At 46.7% G+C, this 21,278-nt stretch carries 13 protein-coding genes and 1 tRNA gene; 1 reads left to right on the top strand and 13 read right to left on the bottom strand.

Annotation, left to right across the window (positions count from 1 at the left end; genetic code table 11):
* Positions 1 to 20: 20 nt before the first annotated feature.
* The 6 genes from ACLWMH_RS01070 to pstS all read right to left on the bottom strand — a co-directional run bounded on the left by ACLWMH_RS01070 (position 21) and on the right by pstS (position 5,507).
* A complete protein-coding gene (locus ACLWMH_RS01070) occupies positions 21 to 749 on the bottom strand; it encodes a response regulator transcription factor (protein WP_411914916.1) in 729 nt (242 codons plus the stop codon).
* Positions 750 to 754: 5 nt separating this feature from the next.
* Positions 755 to 1,465 carry a phosphate signaling complex PhoU family protein gene (locus ACLWMH_RS01065; protein ID WP_411914915.1) on the bottom strand — a complete coding sequence of 237 codons (711 nt, stop codon included), beginning with the start codon at positions 1,463 to 1,465 and terminating at the stop codon, positions 755 to 757.
* Between the two features lie 75 nt (positions 1,466 to 1,540).
* The gene (gene pstB / locus ACLWMH_RS01060) at positions 1,541 to 2,380 is read right to left on the bottom strand and encodes a phosphate ABC transporter ATP-binding protein PstB (RefSeq protein WP_411914914.1); all 840 of its coding nucleotides are present in this window, start codon (positions 2,378 to 2,380) and stop codon (positions 1,541 to 1,543) included.
* A 14-nt stretch (positions 2,381 to 2,394) separates the two neighbouring features.
* A complete protein-coding gene (gene pstA, locus ACLWMH_RS01055; protein ID WP_411914913.1) occupies positions 2,395 to 3,291 on the bottom strand; it encodes a phosphate ABC transporter permease PstA in 897 nt (298 codons plus the stop codon).
* A gap of 14 nt (positions 3,292 to 3,305) precedes the next feature.
* Positions 3,306 to 4,199: a phosphate ABC transporter permease subunit PstC gene (gene pstC, locus ACLWMH_RS01050; protein ID WP_411915592.1), complete on the bottom strand. Its 894-nt coding sequence runs from the start codon at positions 4,197 to 4,199 to the stop codon at positions 3,306 to 3,308.
* 198 nt (positions 4,200 to 4,397) lie between these two features.
* Positions 4,398 to 5,507, bottom strand: coding sequence for a phosphate ABC transporter substrate-binding protein PstS (gene pstS / locus ACLWMH_RS01045; protein ID WP_411914912.1), 1,110 nt, complete (start codon positions 5,505 to 5,507; stop codon positions 4,398 to 4,400).
* A 456-nt stretch (positions 5,508 to 5,963) separates the two neighbouring features.
* Here pstS and ACLWMH_RS01040 point away from each other — a divergent pair.
* A tRNA-Arg gene (locus ACLWMH_RS01040) sits at positions 5,964 to 6,037 on the top strand.
* A gap of 170 nt (positions 6,038 to 6,207) precedes the next feature.
* Here the strand turns inward: ACLWMH_RS01040 and ACLWMH_RS01035 are convergent.
* From ACLWMH_RS01035 to ACLWMH_RS01005, 7 genes are all read right to left on the bottom strand, one after another.
* Positions 6,208 to 6,948, bottom strand: coding sequence for a hypothetical protein (locus ACLWMH_RS01035; protein ID WP_411914911.1), 741 nt, complete (start codon positions 6,946 to 6,948; stop codon positions 6,208 to 6,210).
* 160 nt (positions 6,949 to 7,108) lie between these two features.
* The gene (gene sov, locus ACLWMH_RS01030; protein ID WP_411914910.1) at positions 7,109 to 14,590 is read right to left on the bottom strand and encodes a T9SS outer membrane translocon Sov/SprA; all 7,482 of its coding nucleotides are present in this window, start codon (positions 14,588 to 14,590) and stop codon (positions 7,109 to 7,111) included.
* Between the two features lie 12 nt (positions 14,591 to 14,602).
* On the bottom strand, positions 14,603 to 15,196 hold the full coding sequence (ruvA, locus tag ACLWMH_RS01025; RefSeq protein WP_411914909.1) for a Holliday junction branch migration protein RuvA: 594 nt from the start codon (positions 15,194 to 15,196) through the stop codon (positions 14,603 to 14,605).
* 133 nt (positions 15,197 to 15,329) lie between these two features.
* Positions 15,330 to 16,085 carry a UDP-2,3-diacylglucosamine diphosphatase gene (locus ACLWMH_RS01020; RefSeq protein WP_411914908.1) on the bottom strand — a complete coding sequence of 252 codons (756 nt, stop codon included), beginning with the start codon at positions 16,083 to 16,085 and terminating at the stop codon, positions 15,330 to 15,332.
* A 14-nt stretch (positions 16,086 to 16,099) separates the two neighbouring features.
* Complete coding sequence (locus ACLWMH_RS01015; protein WP_411914907.1) at positions 16,100 to 16,423, bottom strand: iron-sulfur cluster assembly protein; 324 nt, start codon at positions 16,421 to 16,423, stop codon at positions 16,100 to 16,102.
* An 11-nt stretch (positions 16,424 to 16,434) separates the two neighbouring features.
* Positions 16,435 to 18,588, bottom strand: a complete 2,154-nt coding sequence (locus ACLWMH_RS01010) for a S46 family peptidase (RefSeq protein WP_411914906.1) — start codon at positions 18,586 to 18,588, stop codon at positions 16,435 to 16,437.
* 268 nt (positions 18,589 to 18,856) lie between these two features.
* On the bottom strand, positions 18,857 to 20,977 hold the full coding sequence (locus tag ACLWMH_RS01005; protein ID WP_411914905.1) for a hypothetical protein: 2,121 nt from the start codon (positions 20,975 to 20,977) through the stop codon (positions 18,857 to 18,859).
* Positions 20,978 to 21,278 lie beyond the last annotated feature (301 nt).

Below are 21,278 nucleotides of genomic sequence, written 5' to 3'. Positions count from 1 at the left end.
TACAGTATGAGCATTTAAAGTTAGTTGCCACCCTCTATCTCCGAGAGACAATATCCGAAACCGCTTCGATTGATAATAGCAAGAGAAGCGTTTTTCAGTTTTTTGCGAAGTCGCGTTATATGCACATCCACTGTACGCTCCATTACGTAGCTCTCGTCACGCCATACCTTGTCGAGTATTTCGCTACGCGAATACACTCTATCAGGTTGCGATGCGAGAAGAATCAGAATTTCCAGCTCTTTTTTGGTGAGTATTACCTCTTCTCCATTGAGTAGTGTACGCTTCGCCATGAGATCTATCTCAAGGTTGCCCACACATATTTTACTGCCGGAGCTATTCGTGTCTACAGGAGCTATATCCCTACTACGATGGAGCACTGCATGTACTCTTGCTTGCAACTCTTTTACGCTAAAGGGCTTAGAAATATAGTCATCTGCCCCAAGGCTAAATCCGGTAAGTAGGTCATTCTCGGTATCCTTTGCCGTAAGGAAGATAATCGGCATATCCAGTTTGCGTTCCTTACGTATTACCTCAGCCAACTTAAATCCGTTCATTCCGGGCATCATAACGTCCAGTAGGAGGAGATTATATTGGGTAAGATCCTTAGCCAAAGCCTCTTCGGCAGATGAAGCCCGATCTATTTTATACCCTTGGCTCTCTAAATTGAAGGTTAGGATTTCCAGTAAATCCTCTTCATCATCCACGATTAGGATGCTATAGAGTTCTTTCTCGTTATTCTTCACAGACATAATATTTACATTTCATCATTAGCAGCCGAAGCTATACTCACGTGGCGGGCATTCTTCCCCTCGGCGTGATAGATGGCTGATTCAGCTATGTTAGTGGCATTATCACCGATACGCTCAATATTATAGGAGATTGTATTAAAGATAAGTGCAGTACGAATTGCCGTGGGGCCTTTGTCCCCACCCTCAATCAGTACAGGGATATCGTCGCATATACTCCTATGCTCTGTATCAATATCGAGGTCGCGCACTATTACATCTCTTGCCAAGGCTGTATCTCCCACAGTAAAAGCTACGATGGCATCCTCTACCATCTTAACGACAAGCATCAACTGCCGAGACAAGCGAGGGGCTATTTGGTCCGCCAACTCTGTATCGTAGGATATTTGTGGGCTCACCATACCTATATTAAGCAAAAGATCTGCGATACGCTCCAGAAAGCCCGTGGCATCAATATAGGCAAACATACGTCTACTCTCAGCCGCACGAGGAGTATAGAGTACAATCCCATTGATCACCTCCGTGCGAATCTTCACTTCCAAACTATCCACCACGGTCTCATTGGTTTCCATCTCAGCTTCCTTATCTTCATAGGAAGCCTCACGATTGAAAAGCGTGTACACTAATTGCGCCTGTTGACTGATGATCTTAGAAAGTACATTGAAATTCTCTCTAATCAACAGATGCTGACGCTCTAAATTGGATTGCAAGCCTGCCATGATAATTCTTTTCGTTCTGCTAAATAGTTCTAAGTAAAGGAATACTGTTGCTTATCATCATTACAAATGTACAAATTAACCGAATTGCCCCGAGAGGTACTGCTCCGTCCGCTTGTCCGCAGGATTAGTAAACATCTTATCGGTATAGTCATACTCAATAAGCTTACCAAGGTACATGAACATGGACCTATCGGAGATCCGCGCTGCTTGGCCCATATTGTGGGTAACAATAACAATAGCGATCTCTTTCTTCAACTCCAAAATAAGCTCTTCGATACGCTTTGTGGCAATTGGATCCAACGCACTAGTAGGCTCATCCATCAGCAATACATCAGGACGTAGAGCCATAGCCCGAGCTATACAGAGTCGCTGCTGCTGTCCTCCGGAGAGGAATGAGCCCTTCTTATCCAAGGTATCTTTTACTTCATCCCATAGTGCTACACTACGGAGACTCTCTTCAAGTATCTGTTCCCTTTCATGCTTTGACACCCGAATGCCGTTAAGCTTGTACCCGGCCATTACATTGTCGGCAATGCTCATTGTGGGAAAAGGGTTAGGCTGCTGAAATACCATTCCCGCCATTCGACGCACCTCCATCGGCTCTTTGGTGGTGATATCTTCATTTCGGATAAATATTTTCCCTGTCACCGTGATCTCTTTATAGAGAGAGTGCATCCGATTGATTGCTCGCAAGAGCGTGCTCTTACCACATCCACTGGGACCCATAATGGCGGTTATCTCATGATCGTATATACCTGCAGAGACCGAGTCAATAGCCTTCTTTCCCTGTTGATAAGATACGGAGAGATCTTCAATACGCACGATCAGGTCGTTATTATCCAAATGCTCGTGTGATGCCACATCGGAGTCAAGAGGCTTATATTCCTGAGTATTTAGAGAGGGATTAGTTTCCATTACGCACAAAATAACTAAATAGCTCGCTTTGCAGCAATACGCTTTGCGATAATATTGAGAGTAAGCACCAATACAAGTAAAAAGAGGGAGCTACTCCAAATCATTTCTATCAAATTAGGATCGTTGTAGAACTCCCATATCAGCAGCGGCACAGCCGATGAGGGGGTAATGAGATTCCAGTTAATATGATTACTGCCGAGAGCAGTCATCATCAGGGGTGCCGTTTCGCCTATGATACGACTCACGGCAAGCAAAATACCCGTCAGGAGCCCTCCGGAAGCAGAAGGTAGCAATACTTTAAGTACGGTTGAGCGATAACTTGTGCCCAATGCCAAAGCCGACTCTTTCATTGACTTGGGCAGCCGAAGCAAGGTCTCTTCGGTTGAGCGTATAATAAGGGGGAGCATCATAATAGCCAGCGATACGGCACCGGCCAAAGCAGAGTAGTTACCCAAAGGAACTACCACCCATATATAGACAATGATGCCCAATACAATAGAGGGGGTACCCTGCAGAAGGTCTGTAATAAAACGCACCACCGAGGCTAAGCGTGTACCTCTTTCCTCGGAGAGATAGATACCGCCCAGCACCCCAATAGGGATAGCGATTAGAGAGGCTACTACAACCATAATAAGGGTACCTACTATACCATTAGCGATGCCCCCGGGTAGGATCACACGCCCTCCTGCTACACTATCAACCTGCATCTTTGCCATCATGGCATCCACTGCCGTAGGAGATGGCTCTACAAAGAAGCTCCCATTGATCTGCCCGACTCCCTTAAATATGATGGTCCCCAGGATAAGAAAAAGAGGTAATACAGAGATCCAAGTTAACGCAACACAAGTAGAGAAGAAGGCTCTATCGCCCTGCCTACGCGTGATCTGGTGCTTCAAACGACGGCTACTCATATAGTTTTATTCTGCTACTTTTTTTCTCTCAAGATTACTTTGGCAATCGCATTGATGATTGCCGTGATGAGGAAAAGCGAGAAGGCGATCCCCATTAAACTACTGAGCTTGAGTCCCTGAGCTTCCCCAAATTGGTTAGCGATCAAGCTTGCCATACTCTGTCCGGTACTCAATATAGAGTTAGGTATTTGGTCTGTATTTCCTATTAGCATAGTAACTGCCATAGTTTCACCCAAAGCACGTCCTAAAGCAAGGATATAGGCAGCGACTATGCCACTTCGTGAGGTAGGCAACACAACGCGCCAAATAACCTCCGTACGCGTACAGCCCAAGCTATAAGCCGCCTCTTTGAGTCCTTTGGGCGTCATCCGGATGAACTCACTACTCAAGGAGGCTGCATAAGGAATGATCATGATGGACAATATGAGTGATGAGGTCAGGATACCGTACCCATTGTAATTTGCTCCATCAACAGCATCTATGAGTGGGCGCAAAGTATAGAAGCCCCACAACCCATACACGATAGAGGGGATACCTGCCAATAGATCGGTAAGAGAGGATATAATGCGCGCTATAGGCCTTCCTTTGAAATACTCTCCGATAAAAAGAGCAACCGGAAGTGAGAAAGGAATACAGAAGAGCAGTGCCAAAAGGGAGGTTACTACGGTACCGATGATAAATGTCAAAGCCCCGTACTGCTCACTGCCTGCTGTCGGGTTCCACTCGGAGGAAGTTAGAAACCCCCAAAAGCCAAACTTGCCAAAGGCCTCACGGCTATTTACCAGAAGTGTAACAATGAGTGCCGCTGCTATCAAAAGCACCAATACACCCGCAACTTTCAGGGCACCTCGGAAGAGATGATCTAAGCGTGCAGAGTTTTGCTTCGCAGTGGAAAGAGTTCGCTCCATAGGAAATGGTAGATAAATAGCACTTACCGCATTCTGTCGTAGTAGTGGGGAGAGTAAGTGTAAGAAGTGCATTCGGGAATAGGGGAGCCACAATGGGTGCTTACTCCGGAGTGACACTTCGTACACATACTACTGAGGAATAGAAAAAGTAAGGTTTTGGTCGTACACGAAAGAATCAATAAGTACTATTGTGCATTGCTATTGGTCAGCCCTATCTCCGTTGCCTGACTCTTCGATGGGTTTGCCATCGTAAGTAATAGTACGAAGGGCTGCAAGAGCATTTTCTCGCAGTTTCGCAGGGATAGGCGCAAAGTGCACGTTGATCGTTTCATTCTGTGCCTCATCACTCAATATCCAATGCATAAAGTCCACTGTAGCCTGCGCCCTTTCTAGCGTACGCTTGTCGTAGTTCTGCTCTTTGTAGAGAATGAGCCACGTAAGGCAACTAATCGGATAAGCTGTAGCTCCCTCGGCATCTGTAATCATTGTCCGAGTATCCGCAGGAAGCTCCCCGGCAGCTGCTGCCGATATAGCCTCTAAAGAGGGAGAAACGAAGTTGCCTGCTCTATTTTGGATAGCAGCAGTAGGAACACCTAAAGCAAAACTGTATTCGCTACCTATATAACCAATGGCGCCATCCGTCTGCTTAATTACACCTGCCACACCGGGGTTTCCCTTGGCAGCTAAGCCGACAGGCCACTTAAGCGACTTACCGCTACCCACAGAGGCGGCCCACTCCTCACTTACCTTGCACAGATAATCGCTAAATACATTCGTTGTACCGCTGCCATCGGCACGGTAAATCGGTGAAATGCTCTTATCGGGAAGTTTAGTTCCTTCATTTACGGCTGCAATAGCGGGATCATTCCACCGCGTAATTCGCCCTAAGTAAATATCGGCTATTATAGTACCGGTAAGCTTCAAGTCTTTTATTTCGGGCAAATTGTATGCAACCACAACGGCACCCATACAAGTAGGCACATGTACGATGGTGGGCATTTCTGCCATTTCGTCGTCCGTAAGGAATGCATCCGTAGCAGCAAAATCCACCACTTTGTCATTCAAACTACGGATACCGCCTCCACTACCTAAGGCCCCATAATTGATTTGAACTCCGCTTTGCTCTTGATAATTTTTGAATATTACATTGTAAAAAGGGAGGGGAAAAGTAGCTCCGGCTGCATCCAATCCCCTTACATTTCCTTTCTTTTCACCGCTACATGAGGTTAAAAAAGCAGCTCCAAATATCAGTGACGCAGCCAATACAGCGGCTGTCCAACAAAATGCACTGCACTTAATTCCTTTCATATCTTATTCTCACTTAGTTTGTTATCGCTATTCATTGCTGCAATACTCTTCGGCACACTCGCTCTCCGAGTCCCTTGCGTAGTATTACGATGCAATATTAATACATAGGAATTACCCTCATGTTACGCAAATGTGAAGATATGGTTACGACACTCTGGAGGGATACTTTGCACCCTGAAAAGGGGCAAAAAAAGATCTGTATCTTTCGTTGAGTAGATCAGAACCTTTCAAACAAAACATCTGTACCTTTTGCGGTAAAGATACCTATCTTTTGCGCAATCCATTGTAAGCGGATTATCTAATCCCTCATCCGCATCTTTTTATGTGCCACTTGCTGCAAGCTTCTTCAGCGTAGCACCCCAACGAGGTCAGCTCATTCTATTTCAAAGACATAAGCGGAAAGAAGAAAAAAGCGTACCTTTGCACCCGTAAGGCGCTCTGCAGCCTTACGAAAATGGCTCGGTAGCTTAGCTGAATAGAGCGTCAGATTCCGGTTCTGAAGGTCGTGGGTTTGAATCCCACCCGAGTCACTTACTCCTACGAAAGCTTCGTAAATATTTATTCTGCTTTTGGTCGGTCTACAAATACAGTTCACTTTAGACATAAAGAAACGCTTGATCCGTGCCGGTTATCGGCAGCACAAATCAAGCGTCTCTGTAAAGGATGCTATTTCCTTATAGGCAGACCTTTTGCGAAAGTCTTATATAAAGTTTAGTGGCACCTGCAAAGTGGTTTTTTGCCTTACCACATTTCCGTTGGTAAAACTCACTTCAATGGAGAACTCCACCTCCTCTCCTGCCGCATCAGTAGGAATCTCCGTAAGATAAATATCAAACATTTCCCCAGGGACCAAAGTACGCTGTAAGCGTTCATTATCATTGGCAAATAGAGTTTTCGATGGGGGATTGTTTCCTCCCCTGTATCTTTTTTTGATGTATGTATAGTTATCAGTAAAACGGAGTAAGATGATAGAATTCAATTCATCTCCGGCTTTGAAGTGTTCGTTGAGATCTTTATTACACTTGACTGAAAAGGAGGTAATAGGATACCAAATACCTGCCTCACGCCAGTAAGGGTCATTGCTGCGATCATAATAGTGATTATCCCCTATGGAAATAATGTAGGCTATACGCTCCGGATCGGGGTTTCGAATCAAGATATCTTCTCGAATACCGATATAACTGAAACCACCGGGGCCACCGGGTTTTCTCTTTTTTTCACACAATCTGGCATATAAGATAGGCAGCGCCTGCTCTACTCCGGCACATTGGGCAACCGACTCCTCATTCTTTGGTGTAGCGGGTTTCATTACAATGGTATCAACACGAACCAGATCTGTCAAATAATGCTTGTATACAGGTAATTCCGGATGACGTCGGCAGCCAAAAAGCGACAGCACTACCACAACGACCGTCACTACGCATAGGATTATCTTCTTCATAGAATAAAGAGGCCCTTGATAGATGTAATGATTCTTTTTCATAAGTTTACCTTGTCATAGTGTTAACATCGCAAAGATAAAAAAAACAAAACACAAAGCCACATTAGCAAAGATATTTTCATCTTGCTATGTTTCTTCTTATAAGGACAAGGAAATCCGGCTACTGAGTTAGGTTGATGCGGAGAGAGATCCCGAAGTTGGTATTGCGGGTAGGGAAAGAGGCACTGCTGACAAGAGGGCGATTGATATTCCAATCGAAGAAAGCACGTAGCGTAAGCATACGGCTAAGCGCATAGTCGGCACTCACCTTGAGACTTTGGGCTACGTTGCCATTGGTAGCCTGTGTAAAGTTATCCTGAATCTTACGGATTAGCATACTGCTCCGGTTGTAGGAGTAGTCCAAGCGAAGTGTCATTGCCCCACCGGAGGTAAAGAGCTGTTGCGTTTTAGCCTCACTGCCCTTAGCGGTATTTCCTGTGGAACGTGCCGGGCGACGACGCTTTTTTATCCCTAGCAACTTAGCGATATCGTCTACCTTATAGCTCAAAGAGGCAGTAATTTCATTGGCGGTATTCTCCATCACCTGTACAGCGGTTAGATTGAGCGTCATGGCTCTGCGGCGATTCCAACGCAAGGAGGTAGTAATGCCGTTAATTAGCGTTATTTCCACACCCAAAAGCGGATTAAAGCCCTCTTGAAAAGTCACAGAGGGAATATCGTAAGCCATAGCCGGCATCCACTCAAGATCACCCGAGGCGTTCGGATCATTGGCGTCTACACGACGCACAAAACCCAAGTCGGCATTGTCGCCATCGAGTGGCATCCACCCCAAGAAAGAGTTATAGCCACCCACCGAATACACAGCCGAATAATTGTGACTCAGAGAAAAGTTGCGGAACAACTTATTGATTCCGGGTAATTTGCTCAATCCGGTGTAGTTAATGGTCCAGTTAGGTAAGAGCGCGCCGAGGGAGGGGAATGGGGAGAGCGCCACATGCTCAGGATCAGTTGCTGTATAGGCAGCAAGGAAGGCAGGGATCAGTACATCCGCCCTATTTTCACCTATCATAGGAATATCTTCAGCACCGGCCTGATGATAGGCATCCATCACACGATTACGCACTATCTCTCGGTAAGCGCGCAAATTGTCGAAGTTGGGAGACGCATAGCCATTCTCGCCTTTTGCATTGAAGAAGAAGCTCTTAAGGCCTATAGTAGACATGGAGAAGCTTCCACCGAAAGTCCGGGGCATACCTGCAAACATATACTGCGTCTCTTCCCGCCGTGTATCGTTACGCAGAGCGGAGAGCGTAATCCGCAGATCCTTCACCGGCTCAAGGGTTAGACGTATAGAGAGATCCTCGCCTTGTGTATAAGCAGAGGGGGTGACATTATCCTCACGGTAGGTAAGCCAATTGCGCTCAGCGGCTTTCTCTACCCAATTATGATCTACAAAGCCAAAAGCAAAATCCAATCCGGGCGACAAGATGCCGTCTTGCGAAGCTTGTCCTCCGGCCGCCCGTACATCAGGCAAGAACCCAGGAATGTTGAAGCCTTGGTTACGTCGGTAGCTGATTTGTAGATCCTTAACCAGCATTAATGAGTAAACCAAATAATCGGTAAATACAGCGGTGGCCCGACCATCTGCTGTGCGCTTTGTAACATCAGCTACGGAGAGCTTTACAACCGCGGAATCGCGGTTGGTAATCTGTATTGTTTGCGCATCCTTTACCTTATACTTAAGTGTAAAGCGCTTCCCTAAGGTATCGGTTGCCATCACGTGGATTTTTTTACTGTTCAGCCCATGTCGGACAATTGTAGCACTATCGGGAGAGAGGGTTACAGTCTGTTCGAAACGGCGGGGTCTCTTAGGGGTCACCGCTTTTCTATCATTTCTATCCGCCTGCCCTGAGGGATCTCTACGATTGCGGTTTCGAGTAGTACTCTGTAGCGTATTACCCACCGCAGAAATACGCTTCTCCACCTCACTCAGATAAGGTATAAGCTTATAGAGGGCAGAAAAGTTTAGCGAGGTACTTCCCTCTAAGCGAAGCTCATTGCGAATAATATTCCCCATTGTAAAGCCCTCCGGCAGCATGGCACCTCGATCCCAGTTGTAGGTGCCCGTATAGTTTACATTAGCGGTAACCCAACTCATGTAAGGGATTAGGGAGATAGGAAGCTTCCAATTGAGGGTAGCTTGCTGGTCGTACTTCATCGGGAGTCCAAGCTCACGAATACTTTGTCGCACCGAATCACGCCAAATAGCCCACGCATCAGGATTCAGATGCCTATTAACCTGCACATTGGGTTCTTCAATCCGCGCATTCGTACCGCTCTGGAAAGAGAACTGGATATCGTCCGTCACATTCCAATTAAGTGTAAGCGCACGCGTCCACACAAAGTCCCGAATAAATGTAGCAGGAAGAGGCTCTGCATCACCTATACCGGGGATAAAGTTACGCACTTGCTGCTCATTATAATTTCGTATAATGGAGCTGGCAAGGCTTATTTTAGAGGGGAGCCAGTTGATTCGATACTCTTTGAGTGACTTCAATTGCGGATTGTTACTCTTCACCCAGCCAAACGGCTTGAGCGGTGGCACTACAGGTTGGTAGTCATAAATAGCGGAGAACTGCCAATCCCGACGTCTGTCGTAAACCAAGTCGGGTGTATTATGATCCGTTTGGTTATAGGCATAGGAGAAGATAAAGTTGGCAGGGTCGTACGGCATCGGAGTTTTACTCTTGATACCCACTCTCATATTGGAAAGCGACACACTGTGCGAACGGGTCTCCGTAACGGAATGACTAAGGAGAGAGTCGCGCTGTTGCTTGGTAGGAGCAGCCTTAAGCGCATCCTTTAGGATTAAGTCTTCATCCAAAGGATTATACTGGGGTGTGATACGCTCATCGTTGTAGGCATAATAGAAAGGTATGCTTACGGACGCCTTCTCAGGGAAGAAGCGTCCCAGCTCCAAGCGTGTGGATAGGTTCACTTGACGCATATCCTCCAAACGCCGTTGCGAAAGGGTTTGATCCAATGCGCCAAATCCGGCAGTCTGCATGATACCTCGGGCACTGAAGCTTCCCCAATCACTGAGCTGCACCTGCACATCGGCATTGGCTGCCCATCCGCCATGCTCTTGATAATCACTTAAGCGCAACTCATTTACCCATACTTCCGCACTCTTTACCCGTCCCGAAGCATTACGCACCCCTATCATAATCGTCTTCACGTTAGAGAGAGAGGGATTTCCCACCACGGTAACCGAATTAGCAGGATTTTCCTCATCCGGGCGAGAGAAACGGTGGTAGAAATCAGCCATTGCACTGCCGGATGCTGCCGCTGCATTGCGGGCGATTTTAAGATCGGTAAAGAGGCTTAGCGGAAATTCCATTTTATTCGACTTAGGCCATACGGCAGCACGATCCTGCGCCACATCGCTACTGTACACGCCATAAGGGGTAAGGGAGAGCGGGACAGCGTATTCGTAGTAATTATTCACATAGTCGCTTCCTACACGAATGAACACAGAGAGATCCCCATTGCTAAGGCGCGTATCATCATCCAAAAGAGCCTCACCATGTACAAAAAGCTCTATTCGCTTATAGCGTCGCAAGTCCAATGCTGTATTGCGATATACGGCTCTTGAATCAGCAGGCGATAAGTTGCGTATTTTAAGACTCAAAGCCTGTTCATTCTGTTGGGTAGCCTGCGTTTGCACAGGATCTAAGCTACGCGTGACTGTGGGAGGCAGTACATAATTGATGGGTTGGCGATCCCCATTCTCTTCTATATTAACGGTACTCACTTCCAAAGAGCCATCAGAGATAGGTGCCACGTTCAGATCATGCAAGGCACGTGTATAAGTCTTCCACTCACCGCGTACCAGCTTAAAAGAGCCAAAGCGCAAGTAGGTTACCTCCTTAAATCCGGTAAGATAAAGACGCATGAAACGAATGTTTTTGAAGTCCGCAATTCCACCTATGGAAGCCTCATATTGAGCAATGGGAATTTTGAATTGGTACCACTTTATTTCTTCACGCTTACCATTGGCCAGCGTCACATTAGTAGAGCGTACATCGGTGATATAGTTTTGTCCGACAGCCAATCGATCGGGCTTCAGTTCAATGCGATACTGGAAGTAACTTTCATTCTCGCTCAAGGTATTGTCCTGATTAATATCTTCCACATCAGGCATCACACGCGAAGCTACACTATACGCATCTGCTGCGTTATCTGCTTCGGCACTGTTTCCTTGCACGCCATTGTAATAATGGTAGCGATCCAATATTGGGGCTCGGAGTTCATCCCAGTCCCTATTTCTATAGTGCTTAAAATTATCCCCTGCCGGATCGTTGAAAGGGCTAAGAGGATCATTTTTCCAAGCCTCGGCCGTCTCTGCAGAAAGCTTACTGCGCACTCCATTCAGATAGGTGATATAAGCCGGCCAATTGGCCTCTTCTTCGTCATTCAGCCCATTAAGTCCCACATCCTGTTTTTCACGCGAACCGGGAGAATTGTCAAATGCATAGCCTGCGGCTTGACGAATCGGCACTTTACCCCATACGGTACTGCGCGTGGCTTGAGGATCATCATTGAGCGGCATACCATTCTCAAAGAACTTGAGACCATCCTTGAGGATATCTTCACTTATCTCACCTAAGTTGATATACAGATCGCCTCCACCTGCCGACTCTCGGTTGTATATAAAGGGATCCATGAGCCAAAACTCGATGTACTCTATATTAGCGGCTTCAAAATTGCTCTGATCAACCTTGCGCATAATACCCCCCCAGTTACGCTCCGGATGAGCCAATGTACCATCAGGAAGCATATCCTCATGATTAAGGTTATAGGGGCCGCGCTCCGATGGATAATAGCTCAGATTAAGCGTTTGCAAGTAACTAAGCTGCGCCTGATTATAATCTTTGTAGGGGTACAACTCCAGCATACTCACCTCTCTCGAGTAGTGATTGCTTAGGTAGTCAGGGTTGTTTCGTATATACGAGGGAAGCATTGAGGAGCGACTTCTATTGAGGATAGGATCTATATAGAACCAAGCCAATTGCGCTCTGTGTGCACCGTAACGCACATCATTGGTCAAAGAGGCTTCCGGAAAGAGAGGCGAGGGGGTATCCTGAAAGGGAGTGGAAGCCAAAGTCCAAGCATAGGGATTTTTTAGATCTATCTGCCCTTGAGATGTTTCAAAGTCGTCAATGTAACTATACCCCTTTGCATAACGTCCCTCGTAATGCCCCGGAATGAGGTGTGCAAACTCTGCGTTCACGGATATTTCACTCGGTGCAGTTAGATTAAGGAAAGGGATCTTATCCAGTAGGTTTGTGAGACTTTGCGATTTGGTTCGATAGCTTAGGTTGGCCCCCCAAAGGAAATTGCGCATTGACTCATCGCCTACCGCCGTTTTAGTAGTAAGCGGCATTTCGCTAAGATACATGGCGGTAGCTCCAAGGGTAAAATCTTTGGTGAAATGATAGTTAAAGTCCGCCCCAAGCATCGTTTTACGTTGCAGGTTGAGGAAGCCCTTATTCTCTAAAGATACTTCTACGCGTGTACCACTGGAGAGGATAGATTCATTGATAATGGTTACTGTGCCCATTGCATAGTTAACCGTATAATCCACATTCTCCGTTAGGAGCGCACCTCCGGCTGTTACGCGCACCGAACCGGGTGTTACGCCCATTGCTCCCAAAGAGATCTGCCCACTTTGGGAGGCTTTATACTCGCCCTTGAGGATAAACTTATCCTTTTCTGCCACTTGGGCGGCAGCTACAGCAGTTGTGTCGTATATTTCACGATACACATACTTCTGCGCAATTGCAGGATCTCCTATTTTCTCTGCTAAAGTTTTCCCAAAAGGCTCCACCGTAGAGAAGTAGATCCACCCACGGCTGCTATTGACCGTATAACCCTCTACATAATCAAATACACCATCCGGATGAGGCTCGTTACGGCTATCCAAGCGATCCATATCAAGAGCTTTTACCAGAAGTTGGCCCTTGATGTTACTTTCCGTAATATACGGTATCGCTATGCCTGTAGTATCACTCCGATAAAGGACATTCAATTTGAAGCGTTCACTCGTGAGCCCCTGTACATTAGCACCCAATGCATATACATTACGCATCATTAAACGCCAATAAGGGGACGAAGGAGTCATCCTCGTTCCTTTGATTAGTTTGACGAAAAGGTTTCCATTGCCATCATCACTTCTGTCTGTACTAAACTCACCAACCTGATACACTTGCCCTCGGTAAGTATATTCAAATGCTACGGCAAGTACCTCATCATCTGCCAACTTAGTATTGAGCGAGATGTATCCTAAAGTCGTGTTCAGCGTATATTCAGATGTAGTAAGAAGACGAGCACTCTCGAGCTTTTCATACTCTACTCCTCCCTGGAGCATGGAAGAGAGGATAGGGGTAACCTGCTCTATATACCTCAAATCAGGCAATCCGAGCATAGTTTGGTAGAGTAAGTTTGCATCGTTGGCAGGCATACCTCCATTACCACTCCACCGTGAGTTGTAAGTATTGCCCGGCTCTGCAAGATCACTAAACGCCACTATATTACGGGCATCATCGAAGCGTCCGCGCTTATTGGTCACCCACACTTCTACGCGGTTAATGACTACGCCGCTGGATATATAGGGAAGTGTCTTAAGTGCCTCATCATAATGATCATAAAACCACTTAGAAAGAAAGAAGTGTCGCCCCTCATCGTACTTATTAGCAGAGAACTCAAATGGGGTAGTCTGTACCCCGCCCTGCGAAGATACCCGCTTAGTCTCTGCCTCCTGCTGACTTACAACTAAACTTACATCCAGCTTACCAAACTGCAACTTAGTATGAATGCCGAAAAGGGAGGCACCACCCTGAATAAGAGAGTTCTGCGGATGTAACGACACACTACCGGCTTCTACCAGCTTTACTATATCATCCTCTTCTCCCTCATAAGCAAGCTTCAGCTTACGAGCATCAAAATCAAATGTAGTCTCAGTATTGTAATTTAGATTGAAATTCAGCTTACTTCCTACTGAAGCCTGCATGTTAGCCTGAATCTTTTCATCAAAATCGAAATAGGTATGTTTTCTTGCATGTGCCGGCAAGGAGGGATTATTGGTAGCGCTGGTCTTCACTCCAAAGAGAAGCTCTGCAGAACCCTGTGTGCGCACTCTCACTCCTCCGGGACCAAACAGACGCTCTGCCGGTCCTAATTCGAAGCCAAAATCAAAGGGATTGAAGCGTTTTTTACCCTCTTCGGAAGCCTCTTCCCGCTCCTTATTGTGGAAGTAAGTGATATTTTCATTGCGCTTTAGGTAGGCGAGGTACTCTTCCGGGGTATAAGCAATAGGGGTACCTATACGCTTACCATTTAGAGTAGTAACATAAAGGTAGTTACCGGTTTTGGGATCAAATATGAATTCACTTTTGATTTGTGAAGGAAGCTTCAAGTCAAGGATTGGGGTAGCCTCGACCTCCTCTTTATTGCGAGGAGGCACTATGCGACCTGCGACAGAATCGGTCTGTGCAAAAGCGTGCTGGCACAATATCAAAAGACCTATGAGTACCCCGGCAACTTGCTTTACTCCTACAGACAACCCACTCCCAATCGGCATATAGATTCCTTCTTAAGCAAGATGCCTCAAAGCGTTTTTGATAACCACTTCTACGGGCTGATCAGGATTCTCCTCTATAACCTTCTTTACTGCCTTGCGAACGGCTGTATCGACAAAACCAAGCGTCTTGAGTGCATTAGAAGCCTCCTCAAATACCTGAGATGCTTTGTCGAAAGGCATCTTATCGGAGGTCGTGAAGTCGGGTGTAAGTACGATCTTTCCCTTTAGATCTACTACAATTCGTTGTGCCGTTTTAAGTCCTATTCCTTTCACGCTTTGTAAAGTCTCCACTGCTCCACTATCAATAGCCGCAGCAAGCTCCATAGGGGCAAAGGAACTTAGGATCAATCGTGCCGTGGCTGGTCCTACCCCGGAAACACTTCGCAAACGCTCGAAAAAGAACTGTGCCTCCTCACTAAGGAAACCATATAGTTGGTGAGCATCCTCACGTATGATCTCCGTAATCCACAACCTACACCTTGCTTCGTCCCGCAGTGCTGTATAGTCAGGCAGGGTAATACTGATATCATACCCCACTCCTCCCGCCATCAGAATTACTCCGGTAGGAGTCAGACGGGCTATTTCTCCCTCTATAAAAGCTATCATCTTATGAAATAGTCTCTACCTCCTTCAGTGATTATAACGAAGTGTCCCCTGCTTTTGTTGCATTCGCTCTTTGTCCGCTATCAAGTGCCAGTGCACTCTTTCCCATAATATAAAGAGTGCTGATTCAAGTAACTTAGTCAGAAAAGGTATTAAGCGACAACTCTTCTCCATCCCACTCGGCATAAGAATTATACCGTATCCAATCACCTAACAGAAGCACTCGTCTACCATTACCCAAGGAATAATCTGCTAACCTGTGTCGGTGCCCAAAAAGCCAGTAGTCAACCTCCGGATGCTTCACTGCATCACGAGCAGCCCATTGGATTAACCACTCCTCTTCTATTGGAGGCATTACCTCCGGCACGTCCCGATCCCCATGCTGCTGTCGACTCGTGTTCGAGGAAACCTGAGCTATCGGCGTAGACCAACGAGGATGTATAGAGGCATATAAGGCTTGCAGAGTTGGGGAACGGAATGTATTATACAAAAGGGATTCTCTAAAAGAGCGTTCTTTGCACTCTTCATCACCATGAGCTAAGCGAAAAGTCTTTCCTCCCAAGTTAACTTGTATGGCATGGTGATGCACTTGAGTACCTAATTCTTCTTCAAAGTAGCCCTTCATCCATACATCGTGGTTACCCGTGAAGATATGCACCTCCACTCCACTATCCACCAATCGTGCCACAGTGCCCAGAAAACGTGTGTAGCCCTTTGGAATGGTATAGCGCCACTCATGCCAGTAGTCAAACATATCTCCTAAGAAATAGAGTGCTCCGGCAGTATCTGCTATTGACTCCATCCAGCGAACCAATCGAAGCTCTACGGAGCGACTATCCTTATGAACAGCCGCTCCGAGATGTGCATCCGAAGTAAAGAAAATAGGATTCATGCAACCGAGTTATATTACATAAAGCCCAGTTCCAACTTAGCCTCCTCACTCATCATAGAATGATCCCACGTGGGCGTAAAGGTAAGTACTACATCAGCACGTACTACTCCCTTTACACTCTCTGTCTTGAGGCGGACATCCTCCACGATAAAGTCTGCAGCGGGGCAGTTGGGTGCGGTAAGTGTCATCGTGATGGTTACTACCCCCTTATCGCTTATATCCACATCATAGATTAAGCCCAAATCATATACGTTGACCGGTATTTCCGGATCGTATACGGTGCGGAGCATCTTAACGATATCTTCCTCCATACGGAGCAAATCGTTTCCCTTTTCCATATACCTTTTGTTCAATGAATCGGGTTCATTTCGCGGATAAGCCGCTCGCCGCCGAGCACCTTGTCCACGACCAGTAGCAGATAACGAATATCGAGAATAATACTCCGCTGGTAATCGGGCAGATATTCGATATCACCGCCTACGCCTTCCCAATTACGGTCAAAGTTCAAACCGACCAATTCGCCCTTACCATTGAATACGGGGCTGCCCGAGTTCCCTCCGGTAGTATGAGTAGTTGCGCAGAAGTCTACCGGCATACGTCCGTCCGAAAGTGCGTAAGGCGCATAGTCCTTTGCTTCGTAAACCTTCTTGAGGCGTTCGTCTACCACATATTCCCAATTGTGCGGATCTTCCTTTTCCATCACGCCATCCAAGGTGGTTCTTTCCCCGTAAAGTACGGCATCGTGCGGCTTGTAGCCCTTAATTTGTCCATAAGTAAAGCGGAGCGTTAGGTTGGCATCGGGCCACGGCTGTTTGCCGAAAGGCGGATTAGCCATCCGAGCCGCTATATATTCCTTGCGAGCCTTAGCCAGAGGCGCGTCGTATGCTTGCAGCTTTTCGTTGAGCGTGCGGAACTCTATACGGCAAGAGCGTCCAAACTGTACCATCGGATCATTTGCCAAAAGGTCACGTTCCGGCGCTTTCATAAACGCTTCGAAGCGTTCCTTGGAGGCAAAAATGGAGGTATCGAACAGCTTATCTATATAAGCTTCGGCCGAACCATACTGGGCAATTCCGTCGCGAACCGCCTGCGGTTGCTCGTTAGGGGCAATTCGTTCCGCATAACGCGTTAGTAGTGCTTTGGCTATTTTGCGGTTCACTGCCGGATCGTAATCCTTATCAAAGAACAGTTCAAACTGCTTGCGCAGATCTTCCAATCCTTCACTTCGCTTGGCTGCATTATCCCAATTATCCAATAGTTCCGCTTTGGGCAGCGGAGCAAGGCTGCATTCAATGCCGTAAAGGATACCTTCCAGCAGATATTGCTTGCGAATTTGCAACGATTTACGTGCTGCAATGGAGCGACTGATCACTTCCGCCGCGGTCTTTCCCTGCGCATCGCCCTTAGCCGCTTCCAAGCGGAGCATTTCTTCGTGCTGGGCACGCTTCAGATCAGCCAGCTTGCGATTTTTGATTGCCCAGTTAGCTCCCTGCGCACGCTTATACCCATTTTGCGAAGAAGCATACTTAGCGGCATACTTAATGTTGGTAGCTTCGTCGCTAAGCATCTCACCCAGCATCACTTCCTGACGGATGCCGCGCATCTCGATACGGATATTATTATCGATTTCGCCCCATTCGGTCACTTCGTCCGGCGTAAAGTACTGGTACGTGGTGCCGGGGTATCCCATAATAAAGACGAATCCTTCCGGCGCTACGCCCTGAGCAGTTACCTGCACCCAACGCTTCGGTTTGTAGGGTACATTCGTTTTGCTGTAGGGAACCGGATTACCCTCACGATCCGCATAGATGCGGAAAATGGAGAAATCGCCCGTATGGCGCGGCCACATCCAGTTATCCGTATCGGCACCGAACTTACCTATGGAGCTGGGTGGAGCAGCTACCAAACGCACATCGCGGAACACCTTTTTGGTAAACATGTAATATTTATTGCCACCGTAGAACGCTTTGATTTCGTATTTGTATCCGGGACGGGCAGCCGCTTTCTTACCTACAATTTCCGGAGCTAGTGTATTGGTCAGGTAGCCGGCCGATAGGAACTCCATACCGGTTACAAGCTTCCGCTTGGCGAGTAGCTTATTCACTTCTGCGGTAACATCGCGGATTTCATCCACAATTTCCACTTCCAAACCGGGATTGGGCAGTTCTTCTGCCATAGTGAGACTCATGAATCCTTTTTCAAGCCAGTTAGCTCCTACCGAGCTGTGCGCTTGTATTTGGTCGTATCCACAATGATGGTTGGTGAGCAAAAGACCTTGATCCGATACGAGTACGCCCGAGCATCCGCCATCGAAGAGCACTACCGCATCTTTCAGCGAGCTGCCGTTAGGATTATAAATATCTATTTCATCAAGGTTAAGCCCCATTTGCTTCATTTGTGCCTCCTGTGTAGAGAGCATCCAGAGTGGCCACATACCACCATCTGCCCATGCACCGGTCACCACGAGGAGACTTAGCAAGGGAATCAAAAGTAGTCGCTTCATTGTATTATATATTGTTGTTTCTTATTGACTTATCACAGCGGGCTTCCCCGAGTAATCCTTTTGTAAAAGGGGCGGTTATATTCCACACCTTACTCTTGCTCTACGAATAGAAGAGTGCAAGGTGAAAACACACCAAAACGTAAACAGCTAACGTAGAGAAAAGGTTCAAAAAAGCAGAGTGGACAACTCATACGAGTCGCCCACCCTATAAATATGGTGCAGCAGTCTGTGATTACAGACGCTACCTAACGGATTTCTAGAAAGCGCTCTATCGGCGGATAGTCACTTTCGCATTCTCTCCGTCAAGAGTAAGGATATACATACCCTCCGCTATATCGCCCACATAGAGTTGCGATACGTTTGTAGCTGTACGAAGCGTCTCTCCGCGAAGAGTGCAGAGTGATACACGTTTTACACACTTACCGAAAGAGAATAAGTTGGATGCCGGATTGGGATAGACCACCACACTCTCTTTTTCAATGACAGGCGCTTCCAGCACCTTTATTATATCTTCTAAACCCGTAATGTAAAGTCCCTTTTCGGTGCAGACGGTCAATACACCATCATTGTCTATGTAGCACATACGAGCTTCATTTGCCTCAAAGCCAACTGAAGCATCCACCTTGGCAGTTACTCCGTTAGCAGCGTAGATATATAGTCCGTCGTTCAAGCAGGAGAGCAGCAGGTTGCCATTTTTGTCCATGGCAATATGGTTAACCATTTTACCTTGTAGTGCCTTAGGACAAACAAAAGGAGCACTCAAATTCCCTTCAGGCGCAATGGCTAACCCGGCATTAGTACCAAAGTATATATTCCCATTGGGGGCGCAAAAGACAACGCGTACGTTATCATCCGGCAGAGCGTGAGAAGCCTTTGTGTAAGAGGTGTACACACCATTCTTGAGTGAGAAAGCCCCCTTTACGGAAGCGAACCAAAGCGTTTTGTCAGCACTCTCGGTAACTCCGAAAATTGAATTTGTGGGTACGCCCTCTTTTTCTGTGTAGGGCACCCATTTTCCGCCAATAAACTTCGCATAGCCACCTCCAAAGGTAGTAGCAATCGTCTCGCCTTGGGAAGAGATAAGTATATCGGTAGCCATCTTGTGTGGGAAGGTATTCTTATCGGGAGTATAAGAGGTCCACTTCTTGGTTGCAGGGTTGAAAAACGATATACCGCCATCGAAGAATGCCACCCAGGTATCTCCCAACATATCGCTGCATACTCTTCGTGCATTACGCCCTGCCACATTGCTATTCTCAGGTGTATAATTTTGCCACTTGAAGCTATCTTCCGAGTCCGCTTGCTCCGTTAACTGAGCTGATGACACTCCTTCCGCTGTGCCTATCCAGGCAACATTTTCCACCTCATCAAGATATACAGAGCGCACGTTGTCGCTTAGCAATCCCTCAGGAGAAATTTGTGTCCATTTGCCATCCTTATAATATAGGAAGCCTGCTCCTTGCGTGCCGACAAAGGCATGACCTGCAGAGCCAAATGTCAATGAATAGAGAGAAGATGCCGGTAGGCCATGCTCGGTTTTATAGGTTTGCTTGACCAGACCATCTGCTGCATTAAGGACCACGATAGCACCATCGTCACTTCCTACCCATATATCACCCTCTTTGGATACAGCAATTGTCGTAAAGTATTCGTAGGGAAGCCCCTCTATCATCTTCCAAGTTGTGCCATCGTAGCAAGCCACACCTGTTTCAGTAGCTGCCCAAAGCTTACCGTCATGAAACAGCATCTGATGAACAGAGCCGTATGCAGCGGTGCTTTCTATGGCTTGAGCTTTACCATCCTTTAGACTATATATACCGGCTTCGGAGCCCACATATACGGTTTGACTCCCCTTATCATAGGTAAGGCAAAACATCAGCGACATGGGGTTAGCAGTAAGCTGATAGGTTACAAACTTTCCTTTGTTGTCTAAGTAGGAGACGGCATTTCCGTTTGCTATATAGAAGCCACCCTTTTCATCCTCTACAATATCTTGTACAAGTAGATCCACCAGCTGCCCCTCTGCATTAGTATAGTGTATATTGTCGTGGCCTGGATCCACCTTGATCAAACCATTGTCTTCCGTACAAAACCAAACCTTTTCCTTACTGTCAATAAGGATCTTAACCACCTTCTCCTTCTCCAATCCGGGCACCTCGTAACGCTTTCCGTCACTTAGCATACAAGCCCCTTTGGGGGTGCCTATCAATACTGTAAAGCTGCCGTCCGCATTATCCTCCACAGAGGCAACGGCATAAACGGTAGCACTGGGTAAAAGCGATGTACTCGATACACTTATGACATCCCACTCCACTTGCGCCCGAAGAACGGTCGGAGCGAGACATAGCAGCGTCATCATCGCATAAACAAAAAAGTTTCTTTTTAGCATAAAAATATTATTAACTGGTTACTTGCTATCTTCCCAAATCGGGATTAAATAAACCTCCCCGCCCTATTCCATTGCATAGAGGCAGGTAGAATGTTTTTCTCTTTTATATAACAAACCCTTTTAAAGGGCTGGATTAGAAATGGCAAAATCCGTATACATGGAGACTTTGCAAGGGTCCTCAGACACCATGCGCTGAGGTAAAAAAGTTGAGATACACACTTGTGTGCGTAACTCAGTCCAAATACTGATTGTATTAACGACGAGGGAGCATTATATAATGTTCTCACGAATAAATATCTCT

It is taken from the genome of Porphyromonas miyakawae (assembly GCF_045865415.1).
GTDB classification, from domain to species: domain Bacteria; phylum Bacteroidota; class Bacteroidia; order Bacteroidales; family Porphyromonadaceae; genus Porphyromonas; species Porphyromonas miyakawae.
Note: the sequence above shows the minus strand (reverse complement) of the source record. Positions and strands in the feature narration are given on the sequence as shown.